Here is a 26,542-nt window from a genome sequence, read left to right as displayed (position 1 = left end):
GGTCCGCCCATGCCCGACGCCCCGGACTTCCGGCGCCTGTTCGACTCGAACCTGTCCCCCTTGCTCGTCCTCACCCCCGACTTCGTCATCGTCGAGGTCAACCGCGCCTACCGGACGGCCACGCGCACCGGGCGCGGCATCGTCGGGCGGCCGATCTTCGACGTCTTCCCCGACAATCCCGAGGACCCGTCGGCCGACGGCGTGGCCAATCTGCGCCGCTCGCTGGAGACGGTCGTGGCGAGCGGCCGTACGGACACCATGGCCCTGCAGCGCTACGACATCCCGACGGGCGAGGACGGTGTCTTCGCCGAGCGGTACTGGAGCCCGGTCAACGCCCCGGTCCTGGACGGCGAGGGGCGGGTGACGCACATCATCCACCGGGTCGAGGACGTCACGGAGTTCGTGCATCTGCGGCAGGTGGGGCGAGAGCAGCAGCGGGCGGTCGCCGACGCGCAGATGCGCGCGGAGGGCATGGAGATCGACCTGTTCGTGCGGGCGCGGGAGATCCGTGAGGTGAACGAGCAGCTGAGCCGGGCCAACGCCGAGCTGGACGCGGCCGGGCACAGGCTGAGGGAGGAGCAGCGGGCCAAGGACCGCTTCATCGCCACGCTCTCGCACGAGTTGCGCAACCCCCTCGCCGCCGCGACCGCGGCCACCGAACTGCTCGCCCTCGACATGTCGGAGGGGCATCCGGCGCTGGCCGTCCTGGAGCGGCAGCTCGGCACGCTGGCCCGGATGAGCAACGACCTGCTGGACGGCACCAGAGCGGTGACCGGGCGGTTGGAGCTGGTGCGGGAGCCGGTGGACGTGCGCTCGGTCGTCGAGGGCGCGTGCGCGGACATCCGCCGTCTCTTCGCGCACGACGGCCGCACCCTCGACGTACGGCTGCCTGCCGCGCCCCTCGTCGTGGACGGCGACCGGCTGCGGCTCGCGCAGGTACTGACGAACCTGCTGTCGAACGCGCTCAAGTACACCCGCCCCGGCGGGCGCACCGAGGTGGAGCTCGCGGCCGCGGCCGGTGAGGCACGGCTGTCCGTGCGGGACGACGGCATCGGCTTCGAGCCCGGTCAGGCCGAGGAACTGTTCGGCGTGTTCATGCGGGCTGCCCCCGCCGGTCCCGACACCCCGGAGGGCCTGGGGCTGGGGCTCGCCGTCGCGCGGACGATCGTGGAACTGCACGACGGCCGGGTCGGCGCACACAGCGACGGGCCCGGCAAGGGAGCGACGTTCACGGTGGTCCTGCCGACGGCCGGCTCCACGGCCCCGCCGCGCTCGCGGTCCACGGCCGCCCGGTCCGCCCCCTGCCGGCTGACCGTCCTGATCGTGGAGGACAACGAGGACCTGGCCGCGACCTATCACACGCTGCTGGAGCGGCAGGGCCACCGCGTCACGACCGTGCACACCGGCACCGCCGCGCTCGCCGCGACCGAGACGGAGGCGTTCGACGTCGTGCTGTGCGACCTGGGGCTGCCGGACATCGACGGCCACATGGTCGCCCGGCGGATGCGGGAGAGGCCGGACGGCGAGCGGCTCCGGCTCATCGCGGTCTCCGGCTTCAGCCGGGGCACCGACCGCGCGCTGTCCCGGGAGGCCGGGTTCGACGCCCATCTGACCAAACCGCTGCCGCTGAGCGAGCTGACGGACATCCTGGAGCGTCCGGACGGCGACTGAACCGCGCCGCGTGTCTTCCCCCTCGGGCCCGGCTGTGCTTGCCTGGGGAACCGTTTTTCGGCGACCGGGGCGGGAGTCGCGCATGCGGAGATCGTGGATCGTGGGGGTACTGACCGCAGTCCTGCTGCTCGGTGCCTGCGGTGACCCGTCGGACGGGCCGGAGACGGCGCCACCGACCCCGGACATCTCCCGTGCGGCCACGACGCATCAGCGCGCCCAGTCCTCCCCGAGCCCCTCCGCTGCCGCCGTGGTCGCCCCGCGTGTGCTGTATCTCGGCGACTCGCTCGCCATGGAGGCCCAGCAGGTCCTCGGGCAGGAGCTGCGCCGGGAGCTGCGGGCGACGTACACGAGCGCGCCGTACTCGGGGACCACGCCGTGCGACTACCTGGAGGGCACCGGGAAGAAGTCGCTGGTGCCCGACCGGGACAAGGCGGCCGCGCTGGTCCGCGCGCTGCACCCGGACTTCGTGGTGCTGCAGTTCTGGGGCAACGCGTGGGGCTACACGTGGTGCATGGACGGGATCAGCCATGCCGCCTCGCCGCAGAAGTACTTCAGCAGGTACCGGGCCGACCTTCGCCGGCTGACCGACCAGATCGCTGCGGCGGGCGGTGAGCGGCGGCCCCGGATCGTGTGGGTGGCACAGGGCCCGGACCCGATCACCCCCGACCGGGTCCGGCGTGTGAACGAACTGTACGAGGAGCAGGCCGCTGCCTCCGGGGACCTCGTCGCCGACGCGGGCGCGACGGTGGCACCGGCCGGATCCCGGTACTCCTGGGTGCAGTACCTGCCGTGCACCTCCTACGAGCACGAGCATGCCGACTACTGCACCCAGCCGGGCCGCGACCGCACCGCCCTGCACCTCGACAAGGACTATCTGCACTTCTGTCTGGCGCCCACGACGTCCACGCCCAGGCCCTGTCCGGCCCGCTCCCCCGGCATCCTGCGGATCGCCCGGGAGATCACGCGGGTGATCGGTTCGCCCTGAGGACCGTTCGAGAGCGTTCGAGGAGCGCTCACTCGCCCGCGTAGGCCTTGTCCAGGGCCGCGATGTCGAACTTGGTCATGGCCATGAACGCCTTCATCACACGGGCCGACTTCGCCGGGTCCGGGTCGGTGACCATGGCCTGGAGCCGGTCCGGTACCACCTGCCAGGACAGGCCGTACCTGTCCTTCAGCCAGCCGCAGGGGCCGGGCTCGCCACCGCCCTCGGTGAGTTTGGTCCAGTAGTAGTCGATCTCCTCCTGGTTCTCGCAGAAGATCATGAAGGAGACCGCCTCGGTGAACTTGAACTCGGGGCCGCCGTTGAGCGCGAGGAACCGGTGACCGTTGGCCGTGAACTCGACGGTCAGCACGCTGCCCGCGGGCTGGGGCGCGCCCTCCGGATAGCGGGCGATCTCGCCGATGCTGGAGTTCTTGAAGACGGAGACGTAGTAGTGGGCGGCCTCCTCCGCCTGGCCGTCGAACCAGAGACACGTGGTGAAACCGTCGGTGGACATGCGTACCTCCTGGGTGGTGGGAACGTCCGTCATGTGTGTCGACCGATCCTCGCCGCCGAACTCATCGGTCGGGCCGTCGGTTAATCCAGGTGGCCGATACACCGGTGCGAACTAGCATCCGGGCATGACGTCTGCGCCCACAGAGCACTCGGACCTCGTCCGGCCTTTCCGCCTCGACATTCCGCAGAGCGAACTCGACGACCTTCACGACCGGCTCGACCGCACCCGCTGGCCCGACGACCTCTCGGCCACCGGCTGGGCGTACGGCGTGCCGGCCGGCTATCTGCGCGAGCTCGCGCAGCACTGGCGGCACTCCTACGACTGGCGCGCGGCCGAGGCCCGGCTGAACGAGTGGCCGCAGTTCACGACCGTCATCGACGGGACGACCGTGCACTTCGCCCACATCCGCTCCCCCGAGCCGGACGCCACCCCGTTGGTCATCACGCACGGCTGGCCGGGCTCGATCGTCGAATTCCTGGACGTGGTGGGCCCGTTGACCGATCCGGCGGCCCACGGTGGCGACCCGGCCGACGCCTTCCATGTCGTCGTACCGAGCATTCCGGGTTTCGGGCTGTCCGGGCCGCCCGCCGACACGGGCTGGGAGGCGGGCCGGATCGCCGACGCGTGGGCCGAGCTGATGACTCGGCTCGGCTACGAGCGGTTCGGCGCGCAGGGCGGCGACTGGGGCTCGGCGATCTCCCGGGAGCTGGGCCGCGCCCACCCCGAGAGGGTCATCGGCGTCCACCTCAACCTGCTGCCGGGCGCGCAGGCGACGCACGAACCGACTGAGGAGGAACTCGCCCCCCTCGCACCGGAGCAGCGCGAGCGCGCGCGGGAGTCCTGGCGCCGGTGGAGCGCCTGGTCGGGCGAGGGCACCGGGTACGCCGTTCTGCACTCCACCCGGCCGCAGACCCTCGCCTACGCGCTCACCGACTCGCCGGTCGGCCAACTCGCCTGGATCGTCGAGAAGTTCCAGGAGTGGACCGACTCCGCGGAGCTGCCCGAGGAGGCCGTGGACCGGGACCGGCTGCTGACCAACGTGATGCTGTACTGGCTGACCGGGACCGCCGGTTCGGCCGCCCGGATCTACTACGAGCGGGCGCACGCCACCGGCGGGAGGGCGGCCCGGCCCACCGAACCGTCGACCGCGCCGACGGCCGTCGCCGTCTTCCCGGCGGAGATCCAGATCCCGCTGCGGCACAAGGCGGAACGCACCGAGAACCTCGTGCGCTGGACCGAGTTCGACCGCGGCGGCCACTTCGCGGCGATGGAGGAGCCGGATCTGCTGGCCGAGGACGTGCGGGCGTTCTTCCGGCAGCTGCGCGAGAAGGACTGAGCGCCCTCCGGCCCCGCGCTCTGCCGGTGGCGAATCTGCCACCGGCAGAGAAACCGCTTCGGGGCATCGTCCGAGGTCAACAGTGGAGCCGACGGCATCCCTACGACCACGAGGACAGCCCATGACTTCCCTCAGGGCCGAGGAGGGCGACACCCCTCCCACCCGCTTCGACGACCAACTGGCCGCTCAACTCCTCGCCCAGCGCATCGTGCTGCTGGGCACCCAGGTCGACGAGGTCTCCGCCAACCGGATCTGCTCCCAGCTGCTGGTCCTGTCCGCGGAGGACTCGCGCACCGACATCAGCCTGTACATCAACAGCCCGGGCGGCTCCGTGTACGCGGGCCTCGCCATCTACGACACGATGCGGCTGATTCCCAACGACGTGTCGACGCTCGCCATGGGTTTCGCGGCGAGCATGGGCCAGTTCCTGCTCTGCGGCGGCACGCCCGGCAAGCGGTACGCCCTGCCCAATGCCCGGATCATGATGCACCAGGGGTCCGCGGGCATCGGGGGGACCACCGCCGACATCTTGATCCAGGCAGAGAACCTGGATCACAGCAAACAGACCATGGAGCGGCTCCTCGCCGAGAACACGGGCCAGACACCGGAGACCATCGCCCGCGACGGCGACCGGGACCGCTGGTTCACGGCCGAGGAGGCCAGGGAGTACGGCATGGTGGACCGGGTCCTGGAGTCGCTCGCCGACGTCCGCCCGGCCGCCTCGAAGCGACGGATGGGGCTGTGACATGGCGAACTACACGATTCCGTACGTCGTCGAGCGCACCGCGCACGGTGAGCGGTCCTCCGACGTGTTCAGCCGGCTGCTCTCCGAGCGGATCATCTTCCTCGGCACCGAGATCGACGACGGCGTCGCCAACGTCGTGATCGCGCAGCTGCTGCACCTGGAGTCGGCGGCACCGGAGAACGAGATCTCGATCTACATCAACTCGCCTGGTGGATCGTTCACTTCGCTGATGGCGATCTACGACACGATGACCTATGTGCAGGCGCCGATCTCGACCCTCTGTGTGGGCCAGGCGGCCTCCACGGCGGCCGTGCTACTGGCGGGAGGGGATCCCGGGCGACGGCTCGTGCTGGAGCACGCGCGCGTGCTGCTCGGCCAGCCCGCGTCCGGCGGCAGCCGCGGCGCGATCTCCGATCTCGCCCTGCAGGCCAAGGAGATGGTCCGCATCCGGTCCCAGGTCGAGGAAGTGCTGGCCCGCCACACCCACCACGACATCGCGACCCTGCGCGCGGACATGGACCGCGACAAGGTGTTCACCGCGGAGGAGGCCGTGGAGTACGGGCTGGCCGACGAGGTGGTGAGCCGGCGCCTCGTGACGGTCTGAGGCACCGGCCCCGCCGTCTCAGGCCGCCAGGCACATCCCGTTGTACGGCGATCCCGGCACCGCACGGCGGCTGCGCGCCGAGTGCCGGGTGAGCTCCCCCTGGGCCAGGGAGAGCAGATCACCGAGGCCGAGACCCAGGGCGTGGGCGGCGGCCGCGAGGACCTCCGAGGAGGCCTCCTTGCGGCCGCGCTCCACCTCGGAGAGGTAGGGCATCGAGATCCGGGCCGCGTCGGCCACGTCCTTGAGCGTGCGCTCCTGTGCGAGACGCTCGCGGCGCAGGACGTCTCCGACGAGGTCACGCCACAGGGGTTCCCTGGTCTGCCTGGCGGCGGGATCCCCCGGCGGTGCCGTGGCGGGGCGTTCGGACACGGGGCGGGTGGTCCCCGGGCGCACGGACTGCGGGCGCAGGGGAATCACGCGGGCTTGGTTCGGCGCTTCGTTGCTCACCGGATCAGCCTAAATTCCGTGGCCGCCATGGGAAGGGTCCGGCATTCTGCCCTGGGTGGAATCGTCCGACGGGAAAGTGCGGGAACCGGTGCTGCGCGACACGTTCAACGAGGCGGCGGAGCTGTACGACAAGGCCCGGCCGGGCTATCCGCCCGCTCTGGTCGCGGAGTTGGCCCGGGTGGCGGCCCTCGGCCCGCGGAGCCGGGTCCTGGAAGCGGCTCCCGGGACCGGCCAACTCACCCGCGCCCTGGCCGAGTTCGGCTGCCACATCACCGCAGTGGAACTGGGCGACGCGATGGCGGCGGTGGCCCGGCGGCGACTGGGCGGATTCCCCCGTGTCGAGGTGCGCCACGCGGACTTCGAGGGCTGGCCCCTGCCGGAGGAGCCCTTCGACCTGGTCGCCTGTGCCACCGCCTGGCACTGGCTCGACCCGGCCGTCCGCGTGGAGAAGTCCGCGGACGCGCTGCGCCCAGGAGGGCACCTCGCCGTGATCGTCACCTCGCATGTGGCGGGAGGTACCGTCGACTTCTTCGCCCGGGCCCAGGAGTGCTACGAACGCTGGGATCCGGCCACACCGCCGGGGCTGCGGCTCCAGCCGTCTTCGGAGATCTCCTCGGACACGGAGGAGTTCGAGAGCTGTCCGCGCTTCGGTGACGTCACGGTGACCCGTTTCGAACAGGACATCACCTACTCCGCCGACCAGTACATCGACGTGCTCCTGACCTACTCGGGCCACCGGGCCCTCGACAGCACCCGCCGCGAGGGCCTGCTGGCCGGTGTCCGGGATCTGATCGAGACGCGCCACGGCGGCCGTGTCACCAAGCGGTACCTCCACGAACTGATCGTCACGGCCCGGGTCGCTCTCTGAGCAGCGTCGATTTCGCGCCACCGGGCCACTCGCCGGGCATGCGTCGTCACTCCTCGGGTACGCGCAAGGTGAGGGAGCTGCGGGCGGTTGGCCGGCCGGTGGCCCGGGGACGCATATGTTCTCGCGTTCCGGGTACACGACAGGCCGCGCACCATCCGCAGGACCCGAGACAACCCAGGCCGAAGAGGCAGACGTCGAGCCGTGACTTTCGTGGGAGAGGTAATGCATACCGTCGTCACCGCCGTGAACCGTTCGGAGGCACAGGTCACCGAGCACGCCAGCGGGACCAGGACGGGTGAGACACCGCTGCCGGGAGTCGAGGAACCGCGGGCCGTCGCACCGCGGGACGCGCGGGAGCTGTCCCGTCAGTTCTTCCACCGTCTGACCGAGCTCGAGGAGGGGACGCACGAGTACCAGTACGCGCGCAACACCCTCATTGAGATGAACATGTCGCTCGTGCGCTTCGCGGCCGGAAGGTTCCGGGGCCGCGGGGACGACATGGAGGACATCGTCCAGACCGGCATGATCGGCCTGATCAAGGCGATCGACCGGTTCGAGGTGTCCCGCGAGGTCGAGTTCACGTCGTTCGCGCTGCCCTACATCGTCGGCGAGATCAAGCGCTTCTTCCGCGACACCACCTGGGCGGTGCACGTCCCCCGGCGCCTGCAGGAGCTGCGCGTCGAGCTGGCCAAGGCGCGCGAGGAGCTCGCCAGCCGTCTGGACCGGGACCCGTCGGTGGCCGAGCTCGCCACCCTGATGAACATCTCCGAGAACGAGGTGATCGAGGCACAGATCGCCTCGAACGGCTACAACTCCTCGTCCCTGGACGCGGCCCTGACCGGCGACGGCCCCGAGGGCGGCGAAGCGGTGCTCGCCGACTTCATCGGCGTGGAGGAGGACGGGCTGCGGCTCGTCGAGGACTTCCAGTCCCTCGCCCCTCTGATGGCCGAGCTCAGCGACCGCGACCGGCAGATCATCCACATGCGGTTCGTGGAGGAGGCCACCCAGTCGGAGATCGGTGAGCGGCTCGGCTGCTCGCAGATGCATGTGTCCCGGCTGATCAAGCGGATCATCACACGGCTGCGCGAGGGCATGCTGGGCGAGCTGGGCTGCGCCTGACGCACACGGACAGCGAAAGAAGCGGGTGCCGTCCCGGGACGGCACCCGCCGCACGACGGGACGGGCTCATTCGTTGCCGCCGAAGCCCAGTACGGCCCTCACCCGCTTGCCCACCGGTACGCGTTCCGCTGCGACCTCGCGCGCCAGGACGTGCACGATCTCCAGGCCGTGCCGGCCCACACGCTCCGGATCCCGCGGGAACCTGCGGGGCAGGGTGGCGCTGCTGTCGTAGACGGTGACGGCGACCGCGGCGTCGGTGCCCTCCAGCTCGAGGATGTACGGCCCGTTGCTGTGCCGGTCGGCGTTGGTGACGAGTTCGCTCACCACGAGGAGCACCTCCTCCTCGGTGCGGTCACCGATGGCGGCACACCACTCGGTTCTGAGCCTGCCCACGAAGTCCGCGGCGAACGACCGCGCCTCGGCGATGCTTCCCGGCTCCCCGGTGTAGTGCGCCGCCTGCCTCAGGGGTTCCACGGGCACGTCGAAACCAGTCGGTATCACTGCCCCGTCCAGGTGCTCGATCATGCGTTTCTCTCTCGGAAGCCGGACTGGCCGGACGCTGCTGCACCAGTGCTCGTACCCCGAGCCGCGCGTCGCAGTCCAGGTGACGCGTCACACCACCCAGGACACCGGATCGCTGGACACGGACGCCGACTATGTGGTCCCGGGCGTGGTGTCGGAGGCGAGGGGCGGCTGCGGTGCCGAGGAGTCCGGGGTGACGGTCTCTTCACCCGAGGATTCGCTGGTGGGCGGCTTCGTCGACGGTGGCTTCGTCGAGGGTGTCTCCGGGGCCGGTGAGGACGGGGCGGTCGAGGTCGGCGGGGGCAGCGTGGACGCGCTCACCGACGGGGAGGGCTTGGCCGGCGGGTGGGTCTTGTGGTCCTTGCCCCCGGTGTCGCCGCGGTGGCGGGCGATCCAGTCGTGATGGTCGGGGTCGTAGATCACGAAGATGTTGATGACGGTCGTGGAGGGCGCGACCACGACCACGTTCGAGGGGTGGTACGACGACCAGGTGTCGCCGGTGCGCTTCGGAGTGGTCTGCTGGGCGACCGGTGGTGTCAGCGGGTTGCCGCAGGCGCAGCGGGTGCGGGGCACGCCGTGGGAGTCGATCAGGACGGCGGTGCCGGCCTGGAGGACGGCCTGGTAGCTGGTTGCGGCGCCATCGCGGTATCCGTGGTTGGTGACGCGGGTGTCCATGCGCAGCTGGACGGGTGTCAGCGAGCGCAGGTAGCCCGGCACCTCGGTCGGCTGAACGCCGGCGACCGAGGCGAACGCCCTGTTCTTCGACGGATCCGCCTGGAGGGCCTTGACCTGCTTCTCGACGTCGCAGCTGGAGACGTTGCGGGTGCCGCCGTAGAGGCCGGGGGCGCCGCCGTCGACGCCGCGTACGGCGTTCGCGGGCTCGGAGGTGTCCGTCGGGGAGGCGGAGACGGGCGGGGCGGAGCTGTCCTTCGCTGTCGACTCGGTGAAGGGGTCGGGGCCCGTCTTGGCGGCGGCCTGGAGGAAGACCTCGCCGCCGCCGGCCGAGGTGGAGCCGCCGTCCGAGCGGGTGAAGACGACCGCGAGGACCACGGCCGCGACCACCGCGGTGGCGATCATCGCGACCCGGGGCACCGACCTCCACCAGGGGCGGCGGGGTTCGGGCGCGGATGCCCCGCCACTGCTGCCCGGCGGCTGCGACGGCGGGCCCGAAGGCGGCTGCGAGGGGCCCGAGAGCGGGCCGGAGGGCGGCCCCGTGGGGCGGCCTGACGACGGAGGTTCGACGCTCACGAGCTCTTCTTCTTCCCGACTCGGGATACCTGCGGCTTCGACGCGTTTGTCCCGATTAAGCCGCATTTTTCCGTGCCCTACCCATTGTTTGCTCCGGCCCTGTGCCGCCCGCAAGCGGACGCGGACGGACCTCCCGGCAGGCGCGCCGTGCCGAGGCTGCTTAGCGTGGCAGGGTGATCCCGCAACCCCCCTTTGACCAGGCAGTCGTCGCTCGTCACGGTTGGGCGCAGGCGGTGGCCACGGTCCTGGTCGCGCTGGGCGCCATGGGGGTGGTGGCGGCGCTGGGGCTGTGGGCGGCGGGTGCGTCCGACCTTCCCGACCACGCGTTCCCGCGGGTCGTCGCGGCGACCGTCGTCACCGCCGTCGGCGGCACGATCAAGCTGTCGGGAAGCGCGGGAGGGCTCGCCGACACCGACGCCGGGCTCACCGTGATCCCCCTCTCCGTCACCCTGACCGGTGCGCTGGTGCTCGGTGCGGGCTTTCTGCGTCCGCTGCGGCACCGGGCGGTCGCGGGCGGCCGGGAGCTCGCCGGATGGGCCGCCCGGATCGCCCTGCTGTGGCTGCTTGCGCTCCTCGCCCTGGCCTATGCGGCCCGCCAGACGTTCGAACTCTCCCTCGGCGACGACACGCTCAGCGACCTGGGGGATCTCTTCGGTGTCTCCCCCGAGGTCGGTTTCACCACGGACGTGCCGCAGACCCTTCTGTTCGGCCTGCTGTGGATGGCCGGCGTACTGGTGCTGGCCCTGCTGGTGTCGGCCCGGGCTCCGCTGCCCGGTCGGCTGCTGCCGTTCCAGGAGTCGGTACGGCCCGCCGCCCACGCCATGGTCGTCCTGCTGCTCGCCCACGTCGTGCTCGGCACCCTCATCGCCCTGGTCGTCGCCGTGACGCGCGGCCCTGCGCGCGAGACGATCGCGGTGATCCTGCTGGGCATGCCGAACCTGGTCTGGCTCACCCTGACCATCGGTCTCGGCGCCACCTGGAACGGCCGGGTGGAAGGGCCCTTCGGACTGCCCATGCCGCACGTCCTGGACGAGGTGCTGCGCTCCAAGGACACCGCCACGCTCGATCTGAGCACCCTCGCCGAGCACGACGGCCGGGTCTGGTGGCTGGTGGTCGTCGACGCGGTCCTGCTGCTGGCCGTGGCGTTCCTGATGGCGGCCCGCTCACCCGCCCGGGTCCGCGCCTGGCGGCACGCCGTGCATATGGCCGTCGCCCTCGCCCTGACGGTTCTCATGATCTGCCTCATGGGCCGGATCTCCGCCCACTACGGGCTGTCGGTACTCGGCATCGGTGACCTCGGGGGCGGTCTGGGCGGAAAGCTGTTCCTCGAGCCGGAGCTCTGGACGGCGGTCGGCCTCGGCGCCCTGTGGGGCCTGGTCACCGGTTTCCTCGGCGCGCTGATGGCACGGCCCGTGCGACGCAAAGGAGAGATCAAACCGGCTCAAGCGTGACGCGGGGCGTGGCAGGGTGCGCTCAGCCGAGGAAGGGGTACCGCATGACGTTGGCTCTCGAAGACCGCCTTGCCGTGACCGAGTTGATCGCGCTGCACGGACACCTGGTGGACGCCGGGGCGCTGGACCGGATGTACGAGGTCTTCACCGCGGATGTCGTCTACGACCTGTCCGACTTCGGCCAGGGCGAACTCACCGGGCTCGTCGCGGTCAAGGAGGCGGCCCTTGCCCTGGGTGCCGGAAACCCCGTGGCGCACCACGTCACCAACGTGTTCGTCGAGGAGATCACCGACGACCGGGTCCACGCCCGCTCCAAGGGCCTCGGCATCATGGCGGACGGCTCGTGCGGCTCGGTCACGTACGAGGACACCGTGGTCCGCGTCGGTGGGCAGTGGCGGATCAGCCACCGCAGAATGCTGGCGCGGAAGGTGCCCTTGAACGGGCTGGGCCAGGGCTGACTACCGTCCCCGGACCACCGGCTCCGCCCAGCGGGGTGGGGGCTTCGGTCGGGTTTCCTGCGGTTTCACGGTCGGCAGGGCGACCTCCGTCGGCGGGTGAGCGCCCATCGCCGCCGAGCGGAGGGCCGCGACGAAGGCCAGGCAGGAGTCGTGGCGGTCGTCGGGCGTCTTGGCGAGGGCCTTGGCGAACACCGCGTCGAGCGGTGCGGGGAGGCCGGGGCGGGACTCGGACAGGGCAGGCGGGGCGTCGTACTGGTGGGCCCACAGCAGGGCCATGTCGTCGTCGCGGCGGAAGGGCGGGTGGCCCGTGAGGGACTCGTAGACCACGCAGGCGAATCCGTAGACGTCGCAGCGGCCGTCGACCGGGCGGCCCGAGATCTGCTCGGGTGCCACGTAGTCGAGGGTGCCGACGAACTGGCCGACCGTCGTGAAACCGGTCAGCGACAGGGACTTCTTCGTGAGGCCGAAGTCGGTGAGGTAGGTGTGCTCGGGGTGGTCGCTGTCGGTGCCGCGGGCGACGAGGATGTTGCCGGGTTTCACGTCCCGGTGGACGAGCCCGTGCTCGTGGGCCGCGTCGAGCGCGGAGGCGACCTGCGCGGCGATCCGCAAGGCGGTCGGAAGGGGCAACGGTCCCTGGCGGTCCAGGAGATGACGCAGGTCGCTGCCGGCGACGTACCGCATGGCGATGTACAGGACGCCGTCCGTCTCGCCCGCCTCGAAGACGGGGACGATGTGCGGGTGGTCGATCGCGGCGGCCACCCGGGACTCGTGGCTGAAGCGGTTGCGGAAGGTGTCGTTGCGGGCGAGTTCGGGGGCCAGCAGCTTCAGCGCCACCGTGCGGTCCAGGCGCAGGTCCCGGGCCCGGTAGACGACGGCCATGCCACCGCGGCCGATCTCCTGCTCGATGCGGTAGCTCGCGACCTGTCTGCCGACGAGTTCGGAGGGGCTGCCGGAGAAGAGGCTGGTCTCACGTGCCATCGCGCGTCACGACCTGGGTCGGGGCGTGTCCGCCCGCTTGAGGCCCGTCCGCTTGTGGCCCGTCATCGGTGGCGTAGGTGTTCAGCCGGGTCCCGTCGGCGTACACCCAGCGTCCGTGCTGGGCGTCGTACAGCCACATGTGCTCTCCGTCGACGACCACCCCGATCCGCAGTCCCCGCGTGCGGCCGCGGAACGCCTCCCCGTCCAGGCCGCCGCCGGCCAGCTCCTCGACCGCGGCCCGGTAGCGCGCGAGGGTCTCGTCCGCGCGGGCCAGCAGGGGGCGTGGGTCGGCGGCTCGGGTGAGCGGGCTGTCGGGGGCGGGTGGATCCTGCGGTACGGCGACCAGGTGGCGGCCGTCGACCCAGGCCGACCAGCCGTTGGCGCACAGGACGTGGGCCCAGTCACCGCGTCGCTCCACGAGTTGCACGGGCAGGAGCGGGTCGAAGGGGACGGTGGGCCGGGCCGGGTCGGGGGCCTCCCAGGCGGGCATGCCCTGGCCGGGGACGACGTGGGTGGGCCGGAAGCCGGGGGTCGTCATCGGCGGCCTACTTCCGCATGACCGCGGGTTCGTGGCGGCGCAGCAGCCGGGAGACGACGTATCCGAAGAGCACGGAGAGGACGACGAGCATGCCGATGTTCAGCAGCCACACGCCCACCGAGTGCTTGAACAGCGGATCGCCGGTGAGGTCGCCCGGCACGATCCGGGCCAGGCCGATCGTGCCGGCCATCGCTCCGAGCGCCCAGCGCGAGGGCACCAGCCAGGACAGCTGTTCCAGGCCGGGCACACCGTCGAGCTGCAGCAGGGCCCCGCAGAAGACGACCTGGACGATGGCGAGCAGCACGAGCAGCGGCATCGTCACCTCTTCCTTGCGCACCACCGCGGACACGAGCAGACCGAGCATCATCGCCGTGAACGCCAGGAGGGCCACAGCGATCGTGATCTCGGCAAGGGGCGGCATCAACACGCCTTCGCCACCGGGCGCGTTGAGGTCGACCCCGAGGAGGGCGACCAGGGTCAGGACCACCGCCTGCACGACGGTGATCGTGCCCAGCACGACGACCTTGGACATCAGATACGCCGATCTGGAGAGGCCGACGGCTCGTTCGCGCTGGTAGATGACCCGCTCCTTCACCAGCTCGCGCACGGCGTTCGCGGCGCCGGTGAGGACGCCTCCGACGCACAGGATGAGCAGGGCGTTCATCGCGGTGTCGCGGGTGAGTTGGCTGCCCGCGAGGGCCCGGGCCATGGCGCCCATGACGAACGGCAGGGCGATCATGATGACGAGGAAGGTGCGGTCGGCGCCGAGAGCGGCGCAGTAGCGGCGGATCAGGGTGCCGAGTTGGGCGCCGCGGCTGCGGGGCCTCGGCGGGGGCGCGATGATGACCGGCTCGGAGCGGGGCATCCGGGGCTGCGCGGTGGCCTCGGTGACGTACTGGTGCTGGAAGGGCGAGGTGCGGAAGTCGCCGGACCAGTCCCGGTCCTGGTCCCGTTCGAAGGCCTCGAAGGCCTCCGGCCACTGCTCGAAGCCGAAGTAGGCGAGAGCGTCCTCGGGCGGGCCGTAGTAGGCGATCTTCCCGCCGGGTGCGAGGACGAGGAGGCGGTCGCAGACGTCGAGGCTCAGGACGCTGTGGGTGACGACGATGACCGTGCGGCCGTCGTCGGCGAGGCCGCGCAGCATGTGCATCACCGAGCGGTCCATGCCGGGGTCGAGGCCGGAGGTCGGTTCGTCGAGGAACAGCAGGGAGGGCTTGGTCAGCAGCTCCAGGGCCACGCTGACCCGCTTGCGCTGGCCGCCGGACAGGCTGTGCACGGGCTGGGCGGCTCGCTGTTCCAGGCCGAGTTCCCGGATGACCTCGTCGACCCGCTCCCGGCGCTCGGACTTCGCGGTGTCCTGCGGGAAGCGCAGTTCGGCGGCGTACGTCAGGGCGCTGCGGACAGTCAGCTGGGCGTGCAGGATGTCGTCCTGCGGGACCAGGCCGATGCGCTGGCGCAGCTCGGCGTAGTCGCGGTAGAGGTCGCGGCCGTCGTAGAGGACGGTGCCGTGGTCGGCGGGGCGCTGTCCGGTGAGGGCGTTCAGGAGGGTGGACTTTCCGGCGCCGCTCGGGCCGACGACCGCGAGCAGGCACTTCTCACCCACCGGGAAGGACACGTGGTCGAGCAGGGTCTTGCGGCCGTGGTCGACGGCGACCGTGAGGTCCTGGACGTCGAGGGAGACCTCGCCGGTGTCGACGTACTCCTGGAGCGTGTCGCCGACCAGGCAGAACGCCGAGTGGCCGATGCCGACGATGTCACCGGGGCCGAGGGCGGCGCCGGTGACGGGCCGGCCGTTGAGATAGGTGCCGTTGTGGCTGCCGAGGTCGGCGATCTCGTAGCTGTCGTCGGGCAGGGCGCGCAGCTCGGCGTGGTGGCGGGAGACGACCAGGTCGTCGATGACGAGGTCGTTGTCGTCGGCGCGGCCGATACGGACCGTGCGGGTGGGCAGCGGGCGTACGGCGGTGGGCCGCCGGAAGGTGCCCGTCAGGCCCGGCATCGAGACGGCGGAAGGGCGCTCGGGGGCGGGACGGCCCAGCAGGACCGCGCAGGGACCGTCGGCGGGGCTGCCGAAGTGGATCACACTGCCGGGGCCGACGTCCCACTCGCGGACGCGGCGGCCGTCGGTGTAGGTGCCGTTGGTGCTGTTCTCGTCCTCGAGGGTCCAGTGGTCGGCGTCGGGCCGCAGCACTGCGTGGTGCCACGAGACCCGGGCGTCGTCGATGACGATGTCGCTCAGCGGGTCGCGCCCGACGTGGTAGTCGTGGCCCGGGCTCATCACCGTGGAGCCGGTGTCGGTCTCCAGGACGAGCTCGGGCGCCGTCGGTGCAACCGGCCGCTCCGCCATACAAGAATTCTACCGATTCGAACCTTTTGTCGCCCGGTGGCGCGGATCAGGCGACCGGCGTGAAGAGCGCCGAGGCCATCCGGTGCATTCTCACCGCGTCCACGGACTCGGCGAGCAGTTCGTATTCGGTGGTGTCGTCACTGGCGGCGATCCTGACCAGTCGGCCGGCCGCCAACTCGTCGGCGACCAGATCCTGTTGGTACAGGTCGGCACACCAGGCCCGCATGACGGCGGGTACGTCGAGCACGGTGCCGGCGACGGGGGCGAGGGCGCCTGCCGGGAAGTGCTCGGCCTCGGGCTGGGGGTCTAATCGGTCGGCGATCCACGAGGCCCGGTCACGTAACCACCACAGGGCGAGGGCGAGGGTGGGGGCGCGATAGGTTCCGAGCGGTACGCCGATGCGCCGCCCGTCGCAGATGCCGTACCCCGTGACATGGCACAGGAATTCGTCGTGCACGATCCACTCCCCCGCTTGCTCCGTTCACCTGACGGCAGGGCCTCGCTTTCGTGCGGCTCATGTGCGGTACGCGGTCCTCAGTGCTGTACGTGACGGGCTCTTCGCTCGATGTGAAGGACCTGTCAGTCGAGTATGTTCACTACTGAAACACTGTCACCACATCTTTTTGGCCAGTCTCCTGGCATATTCACCCACCCTTCTGGCCGAAATCTGACGGGTACACGCTCAAACGTCATTACCCGGGAAGTAATCGACGGTTCCGAGAGTCGCGGGCAGGGTTGCGGTACCAGGTCCCACCAGCACAGACGACCTCGACGGAGGCTGATCACCCATGTCCGCGAACACCGATCGTTACGAGAACGCCGTCAGCCGCTACTTCGAAGCCTGGAACGCCAGGGAGCCGAAGGCACGTACGAAAGCCGTGGCGGCCGCCTGGGCGGTGGGCGGCGGCTACACCGACCCCCTCGCCGACGTGGTCGGCCACGAGCAGATCGCCGGGGTCATCGCGACGGCCCATGAGCAGTTCCCCGGTTTCGCCTTCCGGCTCACCGGCGCCGTCGAAGGGCATCACGACACCGCGCGGTTCTCCTGGGAGCTCGTGAGTGAGGTCGACGGCTCGGCGCCCGTCGCCGGATCCGACGTGATCACGCTGGCCGGTGACGGCCGGATCAGGGCCGTGCTCGGATTTCTCGACCGCGTTCCGGCCGGGGCGTGAGCGACGGCGGCGATGAGTTCTCCCCTCGCCGGTGGTCTCTTGGAGAGAAGCCATCGGCGAGGGAGGACCTCATGGCCAGTACCGGAAAAGTGGACGCGGAATTCACCGCGGTCCTCAGCAGGAAACCGGAGAAAGGCAGCTGGACCTGTGTCCACTGGCCCGCCTCCGTCGAGTTCTTCGGCACCCACGGACTGGTGAAGGTCCGCGGGACGATCGACGGACACCCCTTCCAGAGCTCCTTCATGGCGCTCGGGGACGGCACGCACATGCTGCCCGTGAAGGCCGACGTGCGGAAGGCCATCGGGAAGGAGGCCGGGGACACGGTCACCGTGCGGATCGAGGAGCGGACCGGCTGATCGGGCCTTCCCCACGGGATCGCGAGGTACTTGTACGCAAGCCGGCCTCCCGCGGCCATGACGGCCGCGCCGGTCATGCCTTGACGATCGCCTCGATCCTCGCCAGTTCCTCCGCGTCGAAGTCCAGGTTGGCGATCGTGCCCACGCTGTCCTCGATCTGCTTCGGGCTGCTGGCGCCGACGAGGGCCGAGGTGACGCGGCCGCCGCGCAGGACCCAGGCCAGGGCCAGCTGGGCGAGGGTCTGGCCACGGCCCTTGGCGATGTCGTTGAGCTCGCGGAGCTGCTGCACCAGGTCCTCGGTGACCGCGTCCGAGTTCAGGAAGGGGCTGTCGCTCGCGGCTCGCGAGTCCTCGGGGATGCCGTCCAGGTAGCGGCCGGTCAGCAGGCCCTGCTCCAGCGGGGAGAAGACGATGGAGCCGACCTGGAGCTCGTCCAGCGCGTCCAGCAGGCCGCCGTCCTCGGGGCGGCGGTCCAGCATCGAGTAGCGCGGCTGGTGGATGAGGAGCGGGGTGCCCAGCTCACCGAGGATGCGGGCGGCCTCGCGGGTCTGCTCGGCCGAGTAGTTCGAGATTCCGACGTAGAGCGCCTTGCCCTGCTGGACCGCGGTGTGCAGGGCGCCCATCGTCTCCTCCAGGGGAGTCTCCGGGTCGGGCCGGTGCGAGTAGAAGATGTCGACGTAGTCCAGGCCCATCCGGGTCAGGCTCTGGTCCAGCGAGGACAGCAGGTACTTGCGGGAACCCCACTCGCCGTACGGGCCGGGCCACATCAGGTATCCGGCCTTGGTGGAGATGATCAGCTCGTCGCGGTAGGCCGCGAGGTCTGCCTTGAGCGCCTCGCCGAAGGCGGACTCGGCGGCGCCGGGCGGCGGGCCGTAGTTGTTGGCGAGGTCGAAGTGGGTGACGCCGAGGTCGAAGGCGCGGCGCAGGATGGCCCGCTGGGTCTCGACGGTACGGTCCGCCGGGCCGAAGTTGTGCCACAGGCCGAGCGAGATCGCGGGAAGCTTCAGGCCACTGCGTCCGGTGCGCCGGTAGGGCATCTCCGCGTAGCGGTCGGGGTGTGCGGTGTACAACGCGACTCCAGAGGGGTTGGCACGGTGGAACCAGGGTCTTGAACCTGTCCACTCTTTCGCGACCTGGGGGCATTGGTCCAACAGAAGAATCCGATGGAATTCAGCGGATAGGCTTCTCAATCATGGAACTGCGCCATCTCCAACACTTCGTGGCCGTCGCCGAGGACCAGCACTTCACCCGGGCCGCCGAGCGGCTCCTGGTGTCCCAGTCGGGACTGTCCGCGTCCATCCGGGCGCTGGAGCGGGAGCTGCAGACCCCGCTGTTCGTGCGGACCACGCGCCGGGTGACGCTCACCCCGGCGGGGCGGGCACTGCTCGGCGAGGCCGAGCGGATCCTCGCGCAGGTGCGCTCGGCCCACGAGGCGGTGGCGGCCGTGCAGGGGGTGCTGCGCGGGATGCTCGCGCTGGGCTCCGAACAGTGCATCGCCGGGCTGCACGTGGCGGGGCTGCTCGCCGCTTTCCGGCGGCAGCATCCGGACGTCGAGATCTGTCTGCGCCAGGCGGGGTCCGCGGCCCTCGCCGAGGAGGTCGCCGCCGGACGGCTCGATCTGGCCTTCGCCGTCCGGGCGGCGCAACAGGACACCGACCAGCTGCGCGTCGTACCACTGTCGAGCGAGCCCATGACCGTGCTGTGCCACCCCAGCCACCGGCTCGCGGCCGTCGGCGCGGCCGTGACGCCGGAGGATCTGGGCGGCGAGGTCTTCGTCGACTTCCATCCGGACTGGGGCCCGCGCCGCACCACCGACGCCGCCTTCGCCGCCGCGGGACTGCGCCGCAACGTCGCGCTGGAGGTCAACGACGTGCACAGTCTCCTCGACCTCGTGGACGAGAACCTCGGCGTGGCCGTCGTTCCCCAGCACTTCCGGCACAAGCGGGCGTCGCTGACGGCTCTGCCCGTCAAGGGCACCGGCGAGACCGTGTACGAGACCGTCGCGCTGCTGCCGCCCTCGCAGGCGACGAGTCCTGCGGCCCGGGCACTGATGTCCCTGCTGGAAACAGGGGGTCTGAGTACACCCCCCGACGGGGTCCACACCTCGTGACCTGATCCGTCCCGCGCACCAGACTCATGACCGTTCCCGAGGACAACCACGGTCAGGAGCAGGGAAGATGACGGACCCCACACGACGGAACGTACTGCGCGGCGCGGCGGCGATCACGGCGGCCGGCGCGCTCGTCGGCACCGGAGCGGGCTCGCTGCCCGCCTCGGCGGCGCCCCGGACAGCGCGCCGCTACCCCTTCCTGGAGGGCGCGTTCGAGCCCGTCACCGAGGAGCTGACGGCCTTCGACCTGCCGGTCACCGGCCGCATCCCGCGCGAGCTCAACGGCCGATATCTGCGCAACGGCCCCAACGCTCTGGGCCTTGAGGACCCGCGTGCCCACCACTGGATGCTCGGCGAGGGCATGGTGCACGGCGTCCGGCTGCGCGAGGGCCGTGCGGAGTGGTACCGCAACCGCTGGGTGCGCTCGTCCCAGGTCGCGAAGAAGCTCGGCGAGACCTACCCCGGCCCGGTGCCGCCGGACGACTTCCCCTGCAACACCCATGTGATCCCGCACCGGGGGCGGATCCTGGCGCTCCAGGAGAGCGGGCCGCTGCCGTACGAGCTCGACGACGATCTGAACACCGTGGGCACGTACGACTTCCGGGGCACCCTGGAGGGCGCGTTCACCGCGCACACCAAGTACGACGTCCACGCCGGTGAACTGCACGCGATCGCCTACTACCCGACCTGGGACCATGTGCGGCACCTGGTCGTGAACCCGGCGGGCCGCGTCTCGCGCAGTACGCGGATCCCGGTGGCGGACGCGCCGATGATCCACGACTTCGCGCTCACCGAGAACCATGTGGTGATCCTCGACATGCCGGTCACCTTCGACCCGGCGGGCGCCGAGCGCGGCGACATCGTGCCGTACGTCTGGAACGACCGGCATCCGGCACGGGTCGGTGTGCTGCCTCGCGCCGGGGGCGCGGTCCGCTGGTTCGAGGTCGACCCGGTGTACTACTCGCACACCCTCAACGCGTACGAGGAGGGCCCGAACCTCGTCATCGACATGACCAACTTCGACGCGCCCTTCCTCGTGGCGGGCAACGGCTCGGGCGGGCCGTACGGGGCGAGTACCCCCCGGCTTGACCGCTGGACGGTCGACCTGCGTCAGGGGCGGGTACGGACCCGGACCCTCGACGACCGCCCGCAGGAATTCCCGCGCGTCAACGAGGCGTTGGTGTCCCGCCGGCACCGCTACGGCTACTCGGCGGCGGCCGCGGAGATGGTGCTGGCCTATCAGGCGGTCGACGGCAATCCGCCCGACCGGGCGTTCAGCAACGCGCTCATCAAGCACGACCTGCTGCGCGGCACCTCGCAGGTGCACCGGCTGCCCCGGGGCGCGGCGGCGAGCGAGGCCGTGTTCGTGCCGTCCGACCCCTGCGACGAGCGGGCCGCGGAGGACGACGGGTACGCGATCGCGTATGTGCACAACCCCGGTCGAGGGGCGTCGGACCTGGTGATTCTCGCGGCCCAGGACTTCAGCGGCGAGCCGGTCGCCCGGATCCATCTGCCGGGACGGGTGCCGTTGGGCTTCCACGGGAGCTGGATTCCCGACGCGTGACGCGGCGCGATGCGCGATGGTGGACACCATGCATGCAAAGGACATCCTCATCGACGCGTACACCCGCATCCAGGAAGAGGTCCACGCGGCCGTCGAGGGCCTCACCGTCGACGACCTCCACCGTCGCCCCGGCCCCGACGCCAACTCCGTCGCCTGGCTGGTCTGGCATCTCACCCGCGTCCAGGACGACCACGTGGCCGGCGCCTTCGACCTCGAACAGGTCTGGCTGACGCAGGACTGGGAGAAGCGCTTCGGCCTGGACCTGAAGCCCCATGACATCGGGTACGGCCACACCTCCGCGCAGGTCGCCAAGGTGCGGGTCGACTCCGCCGACCTGCTGACCGGCTACTACGACGCCGTGCACGACCAGACACTCGCAGCCCTGCGCGGCCTGACGGCCGAGGACCTGGACCGGGTCGTGGACGAGAACTGGGATCCGCCGGTCACGCTGGGCGTCCGGCTGGTCAGCGTCCTGTCCGACGACTACGAGCACGTCGGACAGGCCGCCTATCTGCGGGGGCTGTATCAGAGCGCGTAGCCCGGCAGGACGACGTCCTCGATGAGGGCCGTGCGCTCGTCGAAGGGGATGAACGCGCTCTTGAGAGCGTTCACCGTGACCGTGCGCAGGTCCTCGACCGTCCAGCCGGCCTCCTCCACCAGCAGGGACATCTCCCGGGTCATCGTCGTACCCGACACGAGCCGGTTGTCGGTGTTGAGGGTGACCCGGAATCCCAGGTCCTTCAGGGCGGTGATGGGGTGCTCGGCGATCGAGGTGGCGGCGCCGGTCTGGAGGTTGGAGGTCGGGCACATCTCCAGGGCGATCCGGTGGTCCCGCACCCAGCCCGCGAGCCGGCCGAGCTTGCCGTCGACGATGTCCTCGGTGATCCGTACCCCGTGGCCGAGGCGCTGGGCGCCGCACACCTGCACGGCCTGGTGGATGCTGGGCAGGCCGTGGGCCTCACCGGCGTGGATGGTGAACGGCACGCTCTCGCGGCGCAGGTGCTCGAAGGCGTCCCGGTGGTCGGCGGCCGGGAAGCCGTCCTCGGCGCCGGCGATGTCGAAGCCGACGACACCGGCGTCCCGGAAGGCCACGGCCAGGTCGGCGGCCTCGCGCACCCGGTCGAACATCCGCATCCCGCACAGCAGCGTCCCGACCCGCACCGGAGTGCCCGCGGCGGCGGCCTTCGCCATACCGGCGGCCAGGCCCTCCTGGACCGTCTCGACGACCTCGGCCATGGTCAGTTCGCCGTTGGTGTTCAGCTCGGGGGCGTAGCGCACCTCGCCGTACACGACCCCGTCGGCGGCCAGGTCGAGGACGTACTCCTCGGCCGTGCGCAGCAGGCCCTCGCGCGTCTGCATGACGGCGAGGGTGTGTTCGAAGGTGGCTATGTAGCGCACCAGGTCGCCGGAGTTGGCGGCCTCGAAGTACCAGGCGGCGAGCTCGTCCGGGTCGGTGGTGGGCAGGGTGTGACCGGCCTCCGCCGCGAGCTCCACCACGGTCGCGGGGCGCAGGCCGCCGTCGAGGTGGTCGTGCAGGACGGCCTTGGGGAGGCGGCGGATCAGGTCGGCGTCTACGCGCGTAGCGGTCATGGCGGGGTCTTCCTCGGACTTCGAACAGGGTGGCGTGAAGGTCAGTCGGCGGGCTGGAGCAGGTCCCAGCGGTTTCCGTAGAGGTCCTGGAAGACGGCGACCGAGCCGTAGGGCTCGTGGCGCGGCTCCTCCAGGAAGGTCACGCCCGCGGCGAGCATGCGGGCGTGGTCGCGGGCGAAATCGTCGGTCTGCAGGAAGAATCCGACGCGCCCGCCGGTCTGGTCACCCACCCGGGCCTGCTGAGCCTCGCCCTTGGCGCGGGCGAGCAGCAGGTCGGTGCCGCCTTCGCGCTCGTCCGGCCGTACGACGACCCAGCGGGAGCCGTCGGAGCGGGGCGCGTCCTCGACGAGCCGGAAGCCGAGGGCTTCGGTGTAGAAGCGGATCGCCTCGTCGTAGTCGTCGACGACGAGGGTGACCAGGGCGATGCGTCTCATCGGAACCTCTCGGGACGGGTGCTCGACGGGTGGTTGACAGGTGATTGACGGGAGAGGTTATACGTAAAACGTCGTCGGCGCCAGTCCGGTCGCCGGGGCTCCTGTGCGTGGGCCGTACGCCGCGTGACAGGCTGGTGATCACCGCCGGGGTCACGGCTCCGGCGCCCCATCACCGGACTGCCGCACAGGAGTCGAGCACCATGACAGAACTGCCGAAGTCGACTGGAGCTCCCGCCCGCCAGAACGTCACCTTCCCGAGCGGCGGCACCACCGCGCACGGTTATCTGGCACTGCCGCCGTCCGGGAGCGGGCCGGGCGTCATCGTGATCCAGGAGTGGTGGGGCCTGACCGACCACATCGCCGACGTCGCCGACCGGCTGGCGGCGGAGGGCTTCGTGGCCCTCGCCCCCGATCTCTACGGCGGCAATGTCGCCCACGAGAGCGCCGAGGCCCTGCGGATGATGCAGGACCTCCCGGTCTCCCGGGGTGTGGAGCTGCTCTCCGGCGCGGTCGACCACCTGCTGGCCCTGGACGAGGTCACCTCGGACACCGTCGGCGCGGTCGGCTTCTGCATGGGCGGCGGATTCGTGCTGTACCTCGCGGCGGCCGACCCCCGGGTGAGTGCCGCGGTGCCGTTCTACGGCGTGATCCAGGGCGAGCTGCCCGACTTCTCGGGCCTGAAGGCGGAGATCCTGGGCCACTACGGCGAGCTCGACGAGAGCATCCCGGCGAAGAGCCTCGACGCTCTGCGCGAGACCGTCCAGGAGCAGTCCGGAATCACCCCGGACCTGCGCCTCTACCCGGCGAACCACGCCTTCTTCAACGACGGCCGCCCGGTCTACGACGCCGAGTCCGCCACCCGCGCATGGGAGAGCACGGTGCCCTTCCTGCACGAGCGGCTGGGCTAGGGGCTGCGCTGAGGAGCGGGGCTGCTGCGAGGCGGGTGCCTTGCGGAGGCTGGGGCTGCGGCATGGCGCGGGCGCGGACGGACCGGACCGGCTGTGAAGCGAGGTGCCCTGCGGCGGCTCGGGCTGCTGCAAGGCACGGGCGCCGACGAGCCGAACCGGCAGCAAGCGCAGGCACCCCGCGACGAACCCGACCGGCTGCAACGCGAGGTGCCCCGCGACGGACCGGGCTGCTGCAAGGCACGGGCGCCGACGAGCCGAACCGGCAGCAAGCGCAGACACCCCGCGACGAACCCGACCGGCTACAAAGCGAGGTGCCCCGCGACGGACCGGGCTGCTGCAAGGCACGGGCGCCGACGAGCCAGACCGGCAGCAAGCGCAGACACCCCGCGACGAACCCGACCGGCTACAAGACGAGGTGCCCAGCGACGGCTCAGACTGCTACAAGGCACGGGCGCCGACGGACCGAACCGGCTGCAAGCGCAGACACCCGCGACGAACCCGACCGGCTGCAACGCGAGGTGCCCCGCGACGGCTCAGACTGCTACAAGGCACGGGCGCCAGCAGGCCGGACCGGCTGCAAGGCGAGGTGCCCTGGGACGGATCGGGGCTGTGGATCAGCGGGCCCGGTCGGCTGAGGCGGGCGGGGCCCGGTGCCCGCAGCCGCACGGCGGAGAAGCCCCGTGACAGCCGGCGTGCCCGGTCAGCTCAGACGCGACTGGTAGTACGCCCAGGCGCACAGCGCAGGAGCCCATGACGGCCGGCGCGCCCCATCAGCCCAGACGGGACCGGTACGCCCAGGCGCACAGCGCAGGAGCCCATAGCGGTCGGCGCGCCCCATCAGCTCAGACGGCACCGGCGCGCCCAGCCGCACAGCGGAGAAGCCCATGACGGCCGGCGTGCCCAGTCAGCTCAGACGGCACCGGCGCGCCCAGCCGCACAGCGGAGAAGCCCATGACGGCCGATGTGCCCAGTCAGCCCAGACGGCACCGGCACGCCCAGCCGCACAGCGCAGGAGCCCGCCACGGCGGACGGGGCGCTGACCGGTGGGTCCCCGCTCGAGCGAGTCCGAGTCCGAGTGCGGGGACGGTGACTGCAGCGCTGCCGGTGAGGGTGGTCGGCGGTCGTAGGGCCCCGGACCGAGGCGCCGGGGTGAGGCGGCCGGTAGCGTCCCGGCCATGACGATCACCGAGAGCCGCACCCTCGAACAGCGCAAGCGCGACGTACTGACCAGGCTGGAGCGGGAGACGGACATCTGGGTGGCCTCGGCGGACGCCGACGGGCTGCCCTGTCTGGTCGCGCTGTGGTTCGTCTGGGACGGCGAGTCCGTCTGGCTGTCCACGCGGATCACCAATCCCACGGGCCGCAATCTGCGCGACGGCGGGCGCACCCGGCTGGCGTTCGGGGACACCCAGGACGTCGTGCTCATCGACGGGGATGTGCGTACCTACGGCGGGGAGGACGTGCGGGCCGCGGCGATCGACCTCTTCATGGCGAAGACGGGCTGGGACCCACGCCGCGACAGCGCCTCCTACGCCTTCTTCCAGGTGCGCCCGCGCACCGTGCAGGCCCTCAACGGACAGCACGAGATGCGCGGGCGGCACGTCATGCAGGACGGCGTGTGGGCCGTCTGATCTCTCAACCGGCTTTCTGATGCAGTGCGTTCAGGACGTCCAGCTCGTCGTCGGTGAGCCTCAGCGCGCCTGCCGCGATGTTCTCGGTGAGATGGTCGGGGTTGCCGGTGCCGGGGATCGCCAGGACGTGCGGGCCCTGGGCGAGGGTCCAGGCGAGCCGGACCTGGGCGGGGGTCGCGTCGTGCGCCCGTGCGACGGCGAGCACCGCCTGGTCGTGGGCGGTGGTGGCGCCCTCGGCTCCGGCGTCCCCGGCGATCGCGAAGAACGGCACGAAGGCGATGCCCTGTTCGCCGCAGATCCGCACCATGTCGTCGGTGGCCCGGTTGCGGGAGTCGAGCCCGAAACGGTTCTGCACGGACACCACCGGCGCGATGGCCTGCGCCTCGGCGAGGTGCCGGGGCTCGACGTCGGAGATGCCGAGGTGCCGGATCAGGCCCTTGTCGCGCAGTTCGGCGAGGGCCCCGAAGTGCTCGGCGATCGACTCCTGGCGCATCCGGCGGAGATACACCAGGTCGAGCTGGTCGCGGCCGAGCTGGCGGAGGTTCTCCTCGACGTGACCGCGCAGGTCCTCCGGTCGGGCCGAGGTGCCCCACTCGCCCGCGTAGTCCCGGAAGGGCCCGACCTTTGCGGCGATGATGAGGTCGTCGGGGTACGGGGACAGCGCGCTGTTGATGATCTCGTTGGCGGAGCGCAGCGAGGAGAAGTAGAAGGCGGCCGTGTCGATGTGGTTCACGCCGAGCTCGATCGCCCTGCGCAGCACGGCGATCGACCGCTGCCGGTCGCTCGGGGTCCCGAAGTGGAAAGCCGCGCTGCCCGTCAGCCGCATCGCGCCGAAGCCGATGCGGTTGACGGTGAGATCGCCGAGTGTCCAGGTGCCTGCCGCGTCCGCGGTGATCGTTTCGGAGGTCATCGGCGGATGATGACACACCTGCGGCCCACCTCCGCGGGCAGTTTCC

The 26,542-nt window shown here is 71.0% G+C and carries 28 protein-coding genes; 16 read left to right on the top strand and 12 right to left on the bottom strand.

The window, feature by feature from the left end; translation table 11 throughout:
• Nucleotides 1–9: 9 nt before the first annotated feature.
• Together M2157_RS44240 and M2157_RS44235 are read left to right on the top strand one after the other, a co-directional pair.
• Nucleotides 10–1,671 carry an ATP-binding protein gene (locus M2157_RS44240; RefSeq protein ID WP_280868010.1) on the top strand — a complete coding sequence of 554 codons (1,662 nt, stop codon included), beginning with the start codon at nt 10–12 and terminating at the stop codon, nt 1,669–1,671.
• An 82-nt stretch (nt 1,672–1,753) separates the two neighbouring features.
• Nucleotides 1,754–2,656: an SGNH/GDSL hydrolase family protein gene (locus tag M2157_RS44235; RefSeq protein WP_280868008.1), complete on the top strand. Its 903-nt coding sequence runs from the start codon at nt 1,754–1,756 to the stop codon at nt 2,654–2,656.
• 28 nt (nt 2,657–2,684) lie between these two features.
• Here M2157_RS44235 and M2157_RS44230 read toward each other — a convergent pair whose 3' ends face one another.
• A complete protein-coding gene (locus tag M2157_RS44230) occupies nt 2,685–3,167 on the bottom strand; it encodes a VOC family protein (RefSeq protein ID WP_280868359.1) in 483 nt (160 codons plus the stop codon).
• A gap of 124 nt (nt 3,168–3,291) precedes the next feature.
• Between M2157_RS44230 and M2157_RS44225 the strand changes: the two genes are divergently transcribed.
• From M2157_RS44225 to M2157_RS44215, 3 genes are all read left to right on the top strand, one after another.
• Complete coding sequence (locus M2157_RS44225; protein WP_280855499.1) at nt 3,292–4,503, top strand: epoxide hydrolase family protein; 1,212 nt, start codon at nt 3,292–3,294, stop codon at nt 4,501–4,503.
• Between the two features lie 121 nt (nt 4,504–4,624).
• On the top strand, nt 4,625–5,248 hold the full coding sequence (locus M2157_RS44220; protein ID WP_280868007.1) for an ATP-dependent Clp protease proteolytic subunit: 624 nt from the start codon (nt 4,625–4,627) through the stop codon (nt 5,246–5,248).
• A 1-nt stretch (nt 5,249) separates the two neighbouring features.
• Nucleotides 5,250–5,852, top strand: coding sequence for an ATP-dependent Clp protease proteolytic subunit (locus M2157_RS44215; RefSeq protein WP_020117991.1), 603 nt, complete (start codon nt 5,250–5,252; stop codon nt 5,850–5,852).
• Nucleotides 5,853–5,870: 18 nt separating this feature from the next.
• On the opposite strand, the gene M2157_RS44210 is transcribed toward M2157_RS44215, so the two are convergent.
• Nucleotides 5,871–6,299 carry a helix-turn-helix transcriptional regulator gene (locus M2157_RS44210; protein WP_280855501.1) on the bottom strand — a complete coding sequence of 143 codons (429 nt, stop codon included), beginning with the start codon at nt 6,297–6,299 and terminating at the stop codon, nt 5,871–5,873.
• 88 nt (nt 6,300–6,387) lie between these two features.
• Here M2157_RS44210 and M2157_RS44205 point away from each other — a divergent pair, with 88 nt between their 5' ends.
• On the top strand, nt 6,388–7,167 hold the full coding sequence (locus M2157_RS44205) for a class I SAM-dependent methyltransferase (protein ID WP_280868358.1): 780 nt from the start codon (nt 6,388–6,390) through the stop codon (nt 7,165–7,167).
• A 222-nt stretch (nt 7,168–7,389) separates the two neighbouring features.
• Nucleotides 7,390–8,286 carry an RNA polymerase sigma factor SigF gene (locus M2157_RS44200; RefSeq protein WP_057611434.1) on the top strand — a complete coding sequence of 299 codons (897 nt, stop codon included), beginning with the start codon at nt 7,390–7,392 and terminating at the stop codon, nt 8,284–8,286.
• Between the two features lie 66 nt (nt 8,287–8,352).
• Here the strand turns inward: M2157_RS44200 and M2157_RS44195 are convergent, their stop codons facing one another.
• Entirely contained in the window at nt 8,353–8,811 is a 459-nt protein-coding gene (locus tag M2157_RS44195; RefSeq protein ID WP_280868006.1) for an ATP-binding protein, read from the bottom strand.
• A 129-nt stretch (nt 8,812–8,940) separates the two neighbouring features.
• Complete coding sequence (locus M2157_RS44190) at nt 8,941–10,056, bottom strand: DUF6777 domain-containing protein (protein WP_280868005.1); 1,116 nt, start codon at nt 10,054–10,056, stop codon at nt 8,941–8,943.
• Nucleotides 10,057–10,229: 173 nt separating this feature from the next.
• On the opposite strand from M2157_RS44190, the gene M2157_RS44185 reads away from it, so the two are divergent.
• A complete protein-coding gene (locus M2157_RS44185; protein ID WP_280855504.1) occupies nt 10,230–11,507 on the top strand; it encodes a streptophobe family protein in 1,278 nt (425 codons plus the stop codon).
• 44 nt (nt 11,508–11,551) lie between these two features.
• On the top strand, nt 11,552–11,965 hold the full coding sequence (locus tag M2157_RS44180; RefSeq protein ID WP_280868004.1) for a nuclear transport factor 2 family protein: 414 nt from the start codon (nt 11,552–11,554) through the stop codon (nt 11,963–11,965).
• Here the strand turns inward: M2157_RS44180 and M2157_RS44175 are convergent, their stop codons facing one another.
• From M2157_RS44175 to M2157_RS44160, 4 genes are read right to left on the bottom strand one after another with little or no spacing between them, the layout of a single operon-like run.
• A complete protein-coding gene (locus tag M2157_RS44175; protein ID WP_280855506.1) occupies nt 11,966–12,943 on the bottom strand; it encodes a serine/threonine-protein kinase in 978 nt (325 codons plus the stop codon).
• Nucleotides 12,933–13,481, bottom strand: a complete 549-nt coding sequence (locus tag M2157_RS44170; protein WP_266520222.1) for a hypothetical protein — start codon at nt 13,479–13,481, stop codon at nt 12,933–12,935. The genes M2157_RS44175 and M2157_RS44170 overlap by 11 nt, the downstream gene beginning before the upstream one ends.
• Nucleotides 13,482–13,488: 7 nt before the next feature.
• Nucleotides 13,489–15,822: an FHA domain-containing protein gene (locus M2157_RS44165; protein ID WP_280855508.1), complete on the bottom strand. Its 2,334-nt coding sequence runs from the start codon at nt 15,820–15,822 to the stop codon at nt 13,489–13,491.
• Between the two features lie 46 nt (nt 15,823–15,868).
• Nucleotides 15,869–16,279 (bottom strand): hypothetical protein, encoded by a 411-nt coding sequence (locus M2157_RS44160; protein WP_280855509.1) that lies wholly within the window; start codon nt 16,277–16,279, stop codon nt 15,869–15,871.
• A 331-nt stretch (nt 16,280–16,610) separates the two neighbouring features.
• Between M2157_RS44160 and M2157_RS44155 the strand changes: the two genes are divergently transcribed.
• Nucleotides 16,611–16,994: a nuclear transport factor 2 family protein gene (locus M2157_RS44155; RefSeq protein ID WP_280868003.1), complete on the top strand. Its 384-nt coding sequence runs from the start codon at nt 16,611–16,613 to the stop codon at nt 16,992–16,994.
• 71 nt (nt 16,995–17,065) lie between these two features.
• On the top strand, nt 17,066–17,350 hold the full coding sequence (locus tag M2157_RS44150) for a DUF1905 domain-containing protein (RefSeq protein WP_280855512.1): 285 nt from the start codon (nt 17,066–17,068) through the stop codon (nt 17,348–17,350).
• 73 nt (nt 17,351–17,423) lie between these two features.
• On the opposite strand, the gene mgrA is transcribed toward M2157_RS44150, so the two are convergent.
• Entirely contained in the window at nt 17,424–18,419 is a 996-nt protein-coding gene (mgrA, locus tag M2157_RS44145; protein ID WP_266520233.1) for an L-glyceraldehyde 3-phosphate reductase, read from the bottom strand.
• Between the two features lie 122 nt (nt 18,420–18,541).
• On the opposite strand from mgrA, the gene M2157_RS44140 reads away from it, so the two are divergent.
• The 3 genes from M2157_RS44140 (at nt 18,542) to M2157_RS44130 (ending at nt 21,561) form a co-directional block, all read left to right on the top strand.
• Nucleotides 18,542–19,459, top strand: a complete 918-nt coding sequence (locus M2157_RS44140) for a LysR substrate-binding domain-containing protein (RefSeq protein WP_280855515.1) — start codon at nt 18,542–18,544, stop codon at nt 19,457–19,459.
• Nucleotides 19,460–19,526: 67 nt separating this feature from the next.
• A complete protein-coding gene (locus M2157_RS44135) occupies nt 19,527–21,023 on the top strand; it encodes a carotenoid oxygenase family protein (RefSeq protein ID WP_280855516.1) in 1,497 nt (498 codons plus the stop codon).
• 28 nt (nt 21,024–21,051) lie between these two features.
• On the top strand, nt 21,052–21,561 hold the full coding sequence (locus M2157_RS44130; protein ID WP_280855517.1) for a DUF664 domain-containing protein: 510 nt from the start codon (nt 21,052–21,054) through the stop codon (nt 21,559–21,561).
• Here M2157_RS44130 and M2157_RS44125 read toward each other — a convergent pair.
• Nucleotides 21,549–22,613: an adenosine deaminase gene (locus tag M2157_RS44125; protein WP_280855518.1), complete on the bottom strand. Its 1,065-nt coding sequence runs from the start codon at nt 22,611–22,613 to the stop codon at nt 21,549–21,551. The two genes, M2157_RS44130 and M2157_RS44125, sit on opposite strands and share 13 nt — an antisense overlap.
• A gap of 41 nt (nt 22,614–22,654) precedes the next feature.
• Nucleotides 22,655–23,047 carry a VOC family protein gene (locus M2157_RS44120; protein ID WP_280855519.1) on the bottom strand — a complete coding sequence of 131 codons (393 nt, stop codon included), beginning with the start codon at nt 23,045–23,047 and terminating at the stop codon, nt 22,655–22,657.
• Nucleotides 23,048–23,247: 200 nt separating this feature from the next.
• Here M2157_RS44120 and M2157_RS44115 point away from each other — a divergent pair, with 200 nt between their 5' ends.
• Together M2157_RS44115 and M2157_RS44110 are read left to right on the top strand one after the other, a co-directional pair.
• On the top strand, nt 23,248–23,955 hold the full coding sequence (locus tag M2157_RS44115) for a dienelactone hydrolase family protein (RefSeq protein WP_280855520.1): 708 nt from the start codon (nt 23,248–23,250) through the stop codon (nt 23,953–23,955).
• A gap of 1,175 nt (nt 23,956–25,130) precedes the next feature.
• The gene (locus M2157_RS44110; protein WP_280855521.1) at nt 25,131–25,586 is read left to right on the top strand and encodes a pyridoxamine 5'-phosphate oxidase family protein; all 456 of its coding nucleotides are present in this window, start codon (nt 25,131–25,133) and stop codon (nt 25,584–25,586) included.
• A gap of 4 nt (nt 25,587–25,590) precedes the next feature.
• On the opposite strand, the gene M2157_RS44105 is transcribed toward M2157_RS44110, so the two are convergent.
• Entirely contained in the window at nt 25,591–26,496 is a 906-nt protein-coding gene (locus M2157_RS44105; protein WP_280855522.1) for an aldo/keto reductase, read from the bottom strand.
• Nucleotides 26,497–26,542: the final 46 nt, after the last annotated feature.

The sequence above is a fragment of the Streptomyces sp. SAI-127 genome (assembly GCF_029894425.1).
Classification (GTDB): Bacteria; Actinomycetota; Actinomycetes; order Streptomycetales; family Streptomycetaceae; genus Streptomyces.
This window is presented reverse-complemented; position numbering and strand designations above follow the sequence as displayed.